The organism is Pelomonas sp. KK5, assembly GCF_001984095.1.
Taxonomy (GTDB): Bacteria; Pseudomonadota; Gammaproteobacteria; order Burkholderiales; family Burkholderiaceae_C; genus KK5.
On sequence record NZ_LYVQ01000501.1, the window covers coordinates 1 to 968 of the forward strand.

At 67.7% G+C, this 968-nt stretch carries 1 protein-coding gene; it reads left to right on the forward strand.

Translation table 11 applies throughout. The features are described from left to right. Nucleotides 1–968: zinc-binding dehydrogenase (locus tag B0W88_RS31985; protein WP_077038430.1), on the forward strand; the 968-nt coding region annotated here is incomplete at both ends.

Sequence of the window (968 nt, forward strand, 5' to 3'; positions counted from 1 at the left end):
GTGATGCTCGACGGCCCGCGCGCCGGCGAGGTGCTCGTCGAAGTCAAGGCCACCGGCATCTGCCACACCGACTACTACACGCTCTCCGGCGCCGACCCGGAAGGCATCTTCCCAGCCGTGCTGGGCCACGAGGGCGCCGGCGTCGTGCTGGAAGTGGGCGAGGGCGTCACCTGGCTGAAGCCGGGCGACCATGTGATCCCGCTCTACACGCCCGAGTGCCGCCAGTGCAAGTTCTGCCTGTCGCGCAAGACCAACCTGTGCCAGGCGATCCGCAGCACGCAGGGCAAGGGCCTGATGCCCGACGGCAGCTCGCGCTTCACCTCGCTGGACGGCGATCCGATCTTCCACTACATGGGCACGTCCACCTTCGCCAACCACATCGTCGTGCCCGGCATCGCGCTGGCCAAGATCCGGCCGGACGCACCCTTCGACAAGGTCTGCTACATCGGCTGCGGCGTGACCACCGGCGTCGGCGCGGTGCTGTTCACCGCCAAGGTGGAGGCGGGCGCCAACGTGGTCGTGTTCGGCCTCGGCGGCATTGGCCTCAACGTGATCCAGGGCGCGAAGATGGTCGGCGCCGACAAGATCATCGGCGTGGACCTGAACCCCGAGCGCGAGGCGATGGCCCGCAAGTTCGGCATGACCCACTTCGTCAACCCGAAGGAGGTCGGCAACCTCGTCGACCACATCGTGCAGCTGACCGACGGCGGCGCCGACTATTCCTTCGAATGCATCGGCAACACCAAGGTGATGCGCGACGCGCTGGAGTGCACGCACAAGGGCTGGGGCCGCTCGATCATCATCGGCGTGGCGGAAGCCGGCGCGGAGATCAGCACGCGCCCCTTCCAGCTGGTGACCGGCCGCAAGTGGGAAGGCTCGGCCTTCGGCGGCGCCCGCGGCCGCACCGACGTGCCCAAGATCGTCGACTGGTACATGGACGGCAAGCTCAACATCGACGACCTGATCAC